We start from the raw sequence: 8081 nt of genomic DNA, 5'->3' as shown, positions 1-8081 counted from the left end.
TATTGTGTGGCCTAGGGGGTCTGTTTCCGGCCCCTGGGCCACCCATCATGACACGCGCGAGGTCTAAGCCTCCTGAGCCACCAGGGACGCCGAAGCAACCGAAGCACCGGAAGAGCGCGTCATGGTCCCGAAAGCCAGCAGGGCGAGAACGCCGAAGGCCGCCATCACGATCCCCATCGGGACCGCGGTCCCCGGACCGCCCAGTCCGACCAGCGGCGTCGCCAGCCCGCCGACGACGAACTGGAGCACCCCCAGCAGCGCCGACGCCGAACCGGCGGACCGGGCCTGCTCGGCCAGCGCCAGCGAACTCGCGTTCGGCGCCACCATGCCGATGCTCGACACCAGGATGAACAGCGGGATCAGCAGCCCGATCAGGCCGAGGTCCAGCACCGTCGCGGCCAGCACGCCGAACCCGGCCACCGCCGCGATGACGAGGCCGACGGTCAGCAGTTTCCGCTCCGGGAACCGGCCGACGATGCGCCCGTTCAGCTGGCCGACGGCCACGATGCCGATGCCGTTGAGCCCGAACACCAGGCTGTACGCCTGCGGGCTGAGCCCGTAAACGCCCTGGAGCGCGAAGGACGAGCCGGAGATGTAGGCGAACAGGCTGCCGAACATGAGCCCGGAGGCCAGCGCGTAGCCGAGGAAAGCGCGGTCGCGGAGCAGGCTCCCGTACTTCCGCAGCACCGAACCGAAGCGCGCCGGCGTGCGGCGTTCCTCGGGCAGGGGTTCCGGCAGCAGGAAGAAGACGACGGCGAGCAGGATCGCGCCGAACACGGTCAGGCAGACGAACACGCCGCGCCACGAGGTCCAGTTCAGGATCTGGCCGCCGACGATCGGCGCCAGGATCGGGGCGAGCCCGTTGACCAGCATCAGCAGCGAGAAGAACTTCGTCATCGCGGTGCCGGAGTAGAGGTCCCGCACGGTCGCCCTGGCGATCACGATGCCCGCCGCGGCGCCGAACGCCTGGACACCGCGGGCGGCGATGAGCAGTTCGGCGGTCGGGGCGATGGCGCACAGGATCGAGCCGACCATGTAGAGCGCGAGCCCGGCCACGAGCGGTTTGCGGCGGCCGATCGCGTCGGACAGCGGTCCGAGGATCAGCTGGCCGATGGCGAGCCCGATGATGAACGCGCTCAGCGTGAGCTGGACGGTGGCGTCCGCCGCGCGCAGTTCGCCCGCCATCTGCGGCAGCGCGGGCAGGTACATGTCGATGGACAGGGGCCCGAAGGCGGACAGGCCGCCGAGGATCAGGACGAACCGGGCACGGCCGGTGGTACTCGGTCGTGGCGCGACGGTTTCTTCCACTCGCTCGGGCGCGATGGTCATGCTCGTTCCTTCCCCAGTCATGGTTCCGCGAGGAACAACTTGCTTAGAGTAGGTAACTATTCCCACTGTGAGTCTTGCCACCCGGACTTCGCAAGACTGATCCGATCAATTTTCGGCACAAATCGCGGTGACCCCTAGATCTCGCCGAAGGTCGTCAGGTATACATCGGATGTCTGTTCGTTGCTGTTGGAGCCGTTGATTGTTGACGGTTCGGCCGGAAGGGAAAATCCGTGCAGCTGTTGCGTCTCGGGGAGCCGGGAAGTGAGCGTCCGTTCGTACGTGCCGGGGATGGCACGGTGCGCGACCTCTCCGGCCTGACCTCCGACATCGATGGCAGCTTCTTCGCGAGCGACGGTGTCGCCAGGGTCGCGGCCGCGCTGGCCGCCGGTGAGCTGCCCGAAGCCGGTCCCGAATTCGCGGGTGCCAGGGCCGCCGCGCCGATCGCGCGGCCGGGCAAGGTCGTCTGTATCGGCCTCAACTACCGGCAGCACGCCGAAGAGTCCGGCGCCGAGGTCCCGACCGAGCCGGTCGTCTTCATGAAGGCCCCCGACGTCGTCGTCGGCCCCGAAGACGACGTGCTGGTGCCGCGTGGCTCGACCAAGACCGACTGGGAGGTCGAGCTCGGCGTCGTCATCGGCAAGACCGCGCGCTACCTCGAAAGCGTCGAAGAAGCCCTCGAGTGCGTCGCCGGGTACACGGTCTCGAACGACGTGTCCGAGCGCGAGTTCCAGCTCGAACGCGGCGGCACCTGGGACAAGGGCAAGTCGTGCGAGAACTTCAACCCGCTCGGCCCGTGGCTGGTCACCGCCGACGAGGTGCCCGATCCCCAGGACCTCGGCCTGCGGCTGTGGGTCAACGGCGAGAAGAGGCAGGACTCGTCGACCAAGGACATGATTTTCACGGTCGCCGAGATCGTGCATTATCTGAGTCGGTTCATGGTGCTTCGCCCTGGCGATCTCATCAACACCGGTACCCCGCAGGGCGTCGCGCTCGGCCAGCCCGATCCCAAGCCGTATCTGCGGGAAGGTGACGTCATCGAGCTCGAGATCGACGGCCTCGGCCGCCAGCGCCAGAACGTCAGGCAGGCGTGATGGCGAAGATCGTGGGCATGGAGGTGCTCGACGTCCGCTTCCCCACCTCGCGGGAGCTGGACGGTTCGGACGCCATGAACCCGGACCCGGACTACTCGGCCGCGTACGTCGTGCTGCACACCGACGGCGGCCCGGACGGCTACGGACTCGCCTTCACCATCGGCCGCGGCAACGACGTCCAGGCCGCGGCGATCCGCGCGCTGGAGCCGCACGTCGTCGGCCTGGACGTGCCGACCGACGCGGCGGCGCTCGGGGCGCTGTCGAGGGCCCTGGTCGGTGACTCGCAACTGCGGTGGCTGGGCCCGGAAAAGGGTGTCGCGCACATGGCGATCGGCGCGGTGGTCAACGCCGCGTGGGACCTCGCCGCGCGTATCGCCGGGCTCCCGGTCTGGCGGTTCGCCGCCGGGATGTCGCCCGAGGAACTGGTGTCCCTCGTCGACTTCCGCTACCTGTCCGACGCGCTGACCGAGCAGGAGGCGCTCGACATCCTCCGCGCCGCCGAGCCCGGCCGCGCCGAGCGGATCGCCAAGATCGAGCGCGACGGATACCGCGCGTACAGCACTTCACCCGGCTGGCTCGGGTACTCGGACGCGAAACTCGCCCGGCTCGCTGAACAGGCGGTCGCGGACGGCTTCGAAATGATCAAGCTCAAGGTCGGCGGCGATCTCGAAGACGACGTCCGCCGGATGAAGATCGCCCGGGAGACCGTCGGCGCGGACATCCGGGTCGCCGTCGACGCGAACCAGCGCTGGGACGTCTCGTCGGCGATCGCCTGGATGACCGAGCTGGCGCCCTACGACCCGTACTGGATCGAGGAACCCACCTCGCCGGACGACGTGCTCGGGCACGCCGCGATCGCCAAGGCGCTCGCCCCGATCCGCGTCGCCACCGGTGAGCACGTCCAGAACCGCGTGGTGTTCAAGCAGTTGCTGCAAGCCGGCGCGATCTCGGTGTTGCAGCTGGACGCGGCGAGGGTCGGCGGGTTCAACGAGAACCTCGCGATCCTGTTGCTGGCGGCCAAATTCGACGTCCCGGTGTGCCCGCACGCCGGTGGGGTCGGGCTGTGCGAGCTCGTGCGTCACCTGTCGATGTTCGACTTCGCGGCCGTGTCCGGTTCCGACGCCGACCGCTCCATCGAATGGGTCGACCACCTCCACGAGCACTTCACCGACCCGGCGGTCGTGACCGGCGGCCGCTACCTGGCGCCTTCCGCGCCGGGCTTCTCGGCCCGGATGCACGACGCGACCCTGCGCCGCTTCACCTTCCCCGACGGTCCGGAATGGACGGAGATCGACAGTGAGTGAGTTCGAAGGCCTCGTGGCGGCCGTCACCGGCGGCGCCTCCGGGATCGGCCGCGCCACCGCGGACCTGCTGGCCGCGCGCGGGGCGACGGTCGCGGTTCTCGACCTGAAACCGGAGGACCTCCCCGAAGGCCTCACCGGGTTCCGCTGCGACGTCGGTTCCGACGACGAGGTCCGCGCGGCGATCGACGCGGTCGCCGAACGCTTCGGCAGGCTCGACGTCCTGGTCAACAACGCGGGGATCGGCGCGCAAGGCGACGTCACCTCCAACAGCGACGACGAATGGCACCGGGTGCTCGACATCAACGTCGTCGGCATGGTGAGGCTCGCGCGGGCGGCGTTGCCGCATCTGAAGAACTCGCCGTCGGCCGCGATCGTCAACACCTGTTCGATCGCCGCGTGGGCGGGCCTGCCCAACCGCGCGCTGTACTCGGCCAGCAAGGGCGCGGTGCTCTCGCTGACCCTGGCGATGGCGACCGACCACCTCGCCGACCGGATCCGGGTCAACTGCGTCTGCCCCGGTACCGCGGACACCCCGTGGGTCGGCAGGCTCCTCGACTCCGCTGGCGACCCGGAGGCCGAACGGGCCGCGCTGGCCGCCCGTCAGCCGATGGGACGGCTGGTGACCGCGGCCGAGGTGGCCAACGCGATCGTGTACCTCGCCAGTCCGCTGTCGGCTTCGACCACCGGCACGGCGCTCGCTGTCGACGGAGGTATGTACGGGCTGCGTCCGCGCGGCCCGGTCCAGCACTAGGTTCCGGCTGTCATCAAGGAGGATGCGGTGCGTACGAGGGTGATCAAGGTGGCCGCCGCGGCCACCGCGCTCGGGCTGGCCCTGTCGGCCTGTGGATCCACGAAGGACAACGCGCCGAAACCGGGTGCCGGCGGTGGCGGCAAGGTCGGCGCGACGATCCCGTTGCTGACCTCGCCGTTCTGGCAGGCCTACAACAACTACGTACCGCTGAAGGCGAAGGAACAGGGCGTCGAGTCGCTGCCGACGGTCAACGCCGACAGCGACTCGGCGAAGCAGATCACCGACGTCAACACCTTGCTGAACCAGGGTGTCAAGGGGCTCGTCGTGACGCCTCTCGACTCCGCCGCCGTCGTGGCGGGCCTCAAAGCCGCGGAGAACAAGGGTGTCCCGGTCGTGGCCGTCGACGTCGCGCCCGAGAGCGGCAAGGTCGCGATGGTGGTGCGCGCGGACAACAAGGCGTACGGCACCAAGGCCTGCGAGGCGATCGGCGCGAAGGTCACGTCGGGCAAGGTCGTGCAGGTCATGGGCGATCTCGCCTCGGTCAACGGCCGCGACCGCTCCGAAGCGTTCCGGGACTGCATGAAGGCGAAGTTCCCTGGTGTGCAGGTTCTGGAGGTCGCCGCCGAGTGGAAGGCGGACAAGGCCTCGTCCGGTTTGGACAGTCTGCTGACCGCCAACCCGGACATCAAGGCCGTGTACATGCAGGCGGGCGGCGTCTACCTGGCGCCGACGCAGCAGGCGCTCAAACGCAAGAACCTCTACTTCCCGGTCGGCGACCCGAAACACGTCGTGCTGGTCAGCAACGACGGCATCCCGCAGGAACTGGCCGCGATCCGCGCGGGTGAACTCGACGCGACCGTCTCCCAGCCCGCCGACGACTACGCCAAGTACGGCATGTACTGGATCAAGAAGGCGATGGCGGGGGAGACCTTCAAGGCCGGGCCGACCGACCACGGCAGCACGATCGTCGAGGTCCGGCCGGGAATCCTGGAGGACCAGCTTCCCGCGCCCGTCGTCACCAAGGACAACGTGGACGACAAAGCTCTCTGGGGGAACAACCTGTGAGCGCGCTGCCCGCCGGGTCCGCCGCCGTGCCGGTGGTCAGCGCACAGGGCGTCGGCAAACGCTACGGCCCGACCGTGGCGCTGTCCGACGTCAGCATCACAGTCAACCCCGGCGAATCACACGCGCTCGTCGGGCGTAACGGGGCCGGGAAGTCGACACTGGTCTCGATTCTCACCGGACTGTCCAAAACGGACACCGGATCCGTCGAGTTCGGCGGTGTCCCGGCGCCGCCCTTGTCCAGACAGGACGACTGGAAACGCGCGGTCGCCTGTGTCTATCAGCACGCGATGGTCGTCCCGCAGCTGACCGTCGCGGAGAACCTGTTCCTCAATCGCCAATCCGGCAAAGGCTTCGCGATCGGCTGGCAGCGGTTGCGCCGCCAGGCCAGGGAACTGCTCGACTCCTGGGACGTGGGTGTCGACGTCGACACCCCGGCGGGCGAGCTTTCGGTCGAGGACCGGCAGTTCGTCGAGATCGCCAGGGCGCTTTCGTACGGCGCCCGGTTCATCGTGCTCGACGAGCCGACGGCGCAGCTGGACAGCCAGGCGATCGAGCGGCTTTTCACGCGGATGCGCCAGATGCAGGCGAACGGGGTGACGTTCCTGTTCATCTCGCATCACCTCCACGAGGTGTACGAGGTGTGCCAGGCGGTCACCGTGCTGCGCGACGCCAGGCACATCCTGACAGCGCCGGTCTCGGAGGTCGGCCGCGCCGGGCTGATCGACGCGATGACCGGCGAGCAGGGCGGGCTTTCCGTCCGCGACGCCTCGGCGCGTGAGGCGCTGGCACCGGACGCCGGCGAGGTGCTGACCGTCGACGGGCTTACCGGCGACGGCTTCGAGGACGTGACGTTCCGGATCCATCGCGGCGAGGTGATCGGGCTCGCGGGCAGCAACGCCAGCGGCAAGCACCAGGTCGCCGAAACCGTGTACGGCCTGCGTTCGCCGGTCTCCGGCACCGTCCGGGTCGACGGGAAGCCGCTGAAGCCGGGTGACATCCCGGCCGCGATCCGCGCCGGGATCGGCTGTGTCCCGAGGGACCGGCACCATGAAGGCCTGGTACTGGAGCACTCCATCGCGGACAACGCCACACTGTCCATTTTGGACCGCTTGGGCAAGGGTGGCCTCGCGTCACCGGGTACGCGGTATTCGAAAGCGACGAAGGCTTTGCGGGACTACGACATCGTCGCGGCCGACGCCGATCAGCCGGTGTCCGACCTTTCCGGCGGCAACCAGCAGAAGGTCGTCCTGGCCCGCGCGCTGGCCGGGGATCCGCGCCTGGTCGTGCTGATCAACCCGACCGCGGGCGTGGACGTGAAATCGAAGGAGGCGCTGCTCGCGGTCGTCGACCGGGTGCGGGCGGAAGGCAAGGCGGTGCTGATCGTCAGCGACGAACTGGACGATCTCCGCCTCAGCGACCGGGTGCTGGTGCTGCGGGCGGGCGCCGTGGTCGCCGAACACCGCGCGGGCTGGTCCGACGGAGACCTCGTGGCCGACATCGAAGGAGTCGAACGGTGACCGAGTTGATGACCGACCCGAAGACTTCGTCGTTCGCGGCCCCGCCTCGCCGCCGGAAGTTCCGCTGGCTGCGCGAACTCGCGCTCGTGCCGGCGCTCGTCGTGGTGCTGATCATCGGAGGACTGATCAGTGACACGTTCCTGACCTTCGGCAGCATCGTCGGGATCCTGTCGGCCTCGGCGGCGCTGTCGATGGTGGTGCTGGGCGAATCGCTCGTGCTGCTGACCGGGAAGTTCGACCTCTCGCTGGAATCCACCATGGGGATGGCGCCCGCGCTCGGCGCGATGCTGGTCATCCCGGTGGCGTCTTCGGGCTTCGGTACCGAGATCCCCGGTTTCGCGGGCGTCCTCGCGGTGCTGGTGGCCGGCGCCGCGATCGGTTTCGTGAACGGGTTCCTGATCGTCAAACTGAAGCTGAACGCCTTCATCGTCACGCTGGCGATGCTGACCGTGCTGCGCGGCACGCAGATCGGGTCGACCCAGGGGAAGACGCTGTTCGACCAGCTGGACGTGTTCACCGCGCTGGCGACGACGACGTTCATCGGGCTGCCGATGTCGGTGTGGCTGGCCGCGGCGCTGTTCACCGCTTTCGGGCTGGGGCTGCGGTATCACCGGATCGGCCGATCGCTGTACGCCATCGGCGGCAATCGGGAAGCCGCGCGGGCCGCCGGTATCCGCGTCGACCGGATCTCGTGGGGCGTCTTCGTCGTGGCCGGGGTGCTGGCCGCGCTCGGCGGGCTCGCGTACACGGGTTACGTCGGCGCGCTCGGCGCGGATCAGGGCGACGGGCTCATCCTTCAGGTGTTCGCCGCTGCGGTGATCGGCGGTGTCTCACTGGACGGTGGGAAGGGCACGCTGGTCGGGGCGCTCACCGGGGTGCTCCTCCTGCAGACGGTCACCAACCTGCTGCAGGTCGCGCAGGTGCCGCCCGAGTGGCTGAAGGCGATCTACGGCGTGATCATCCTGGTCGCGTTGATCATCTCCCGCTACGCGAGCGGGAAGGCCCAGACGTAGGCGCCAGGACT

General features: G+C 68.9%; 7 protein-coding genes. 6 read left to right on the top strand and 1 reads right to left on the bottom strand.

The genetic code is table 11. From position 1 onward, the window contains the following. Window positions 1-63 precede the first annotated feature (63 nt). Window positions 64-1329, bottom strand: coding sequence for a Bcr/CflA family multidrug efflux MFS transporter (locus ACFWMR_RS32650; RefSeq protein ID WP_093938174.1), 1266 nt, complete (start codon window positions 1327-1329; stop codon window positions 64-66). A 230-nt stretch (window positions 1330-1559) separates the two neighbouring features. On the opposite strand from ACFWMR_RS32650, the gene ACFWMR_RS32645 reads away from it, so the two are divergent. The 6 genes from ACFWMR_RS32645 to ACFWMR_RS32620 are packed head-to-tail and all read left to right on the top strand — an operon-like array spanning window position 1560 to window position 8070. Continuing rightward, on the top strand, window positions 1560-2420 hold the full coding sequence (locus ACFWMR_RS32645) for a fumarylacetoacetate hydrolase family protein (protein ID WP_378381150.1): 861 nt from the start codon (window positions 1560-1562) through the stop codon (window positions 2418-2420). Then, the gene (locus tag ACFWMR_RS32640) at window positions 2420-3724 is read left to right on the top strand and encodes an enolase C-terminal domain-like protein (protein WP_093938258.1); all 1305 of its coding nucleotides are present in this window, start codon (window positions 2420-2422) and stop codon (window positions 3722-3724) included. The genes ACFWMR_RS32645 and ACFWMR_RS32640 overlap by 1 nt, the downstream gene beginning before the upstream one ends. Continuing rightward, window positions 3717-4475 carry an SDR family NAD(P)-dependent oxidoreductase gene (locus ACFWMR_RS32635; RefSeq protein WP_378381149.1) on the top strand — a complete coding sequence of 253 codons (759 nt, stop codon included), beginning with the start codon at window positions 3717-3719 and terminating at the stop codon, window positions 4473-4475. Before ACFWMR_RS32640 ends, ACFWMR_RS32635 begins: the two co-directional genes overlap by 8 nt. Window positions 4476-4502: 27 nt before the next feature. After that, a complete protein-coding gene (locus ACFWMR_RS32630; protein ID WP_378381148.1) occupies window positions 4503-5540 on the top strand; it encodes a sugar ABC transporter substrate-binding protein in 1038 nt (345 codons plus the stop codon). Continuing rightward, window positions 5537-7057, top strand: a complete 1521-nt coding sequence (locus ACFWMR_RS32625; protein WP_378381147.1) for a sugar ABC transporter ATP-binding protein — start codon at window positions 5537-5539, stop codon at window positions 7055-7057. The genes ACFWMR_RS32630 and ACFWMR_RS32625 overlap by 4 nt, the downstream gene beginning before the upstream one ends. Further along, a complete protein-coding gene (locus ACFWMR_RS32620) occupies window positions 7054-8070 on the top strand; it encodes an ABC transporter permease (protein ID WP_378381146.1) in 1017 nt (338 codons plus the stop codon). Before ACFWMR_RS32625 ends, ACFWMR_RS32620 begins: the two co-directional genes overlap by 4 nt. Window positions 8071-8081: the final 11 nt, after the last annotated feature.

The sequence above is a fragment of the Amycolatopsis thailandensis genome, assembly GCF_042723255.1.
GTDB classification, from domain to species: domain Bacteria; phylum Actinomycetota; class Actinomycetes; order Mycobacteriales; family Pseudonocardiaceae; genus Amycolatopsis; species Amycolatopsis thailandensis.
This window is presented reverse-complemented; position numbering and strand designations above follow the sequence as displayed.

Bases quoted from the DNA above. Each gene is read 5' to 3' on its own strand.
- ACFWMR_RS32650 (WP_093938174.1), bottom strand. From the start codon at position 1,329: ATGACCATCGCGCCCGAGCGAGTGGAAGAAACCGTCGCGCCACGACCG.
- ACFWMR_RS32640 (WP_093938258.1), top strand. From the start codon at position 2,420: ATGGCGAAGATCGTGGGCATGGAGGTGCTCGACGTCCGCTTCCCCACC.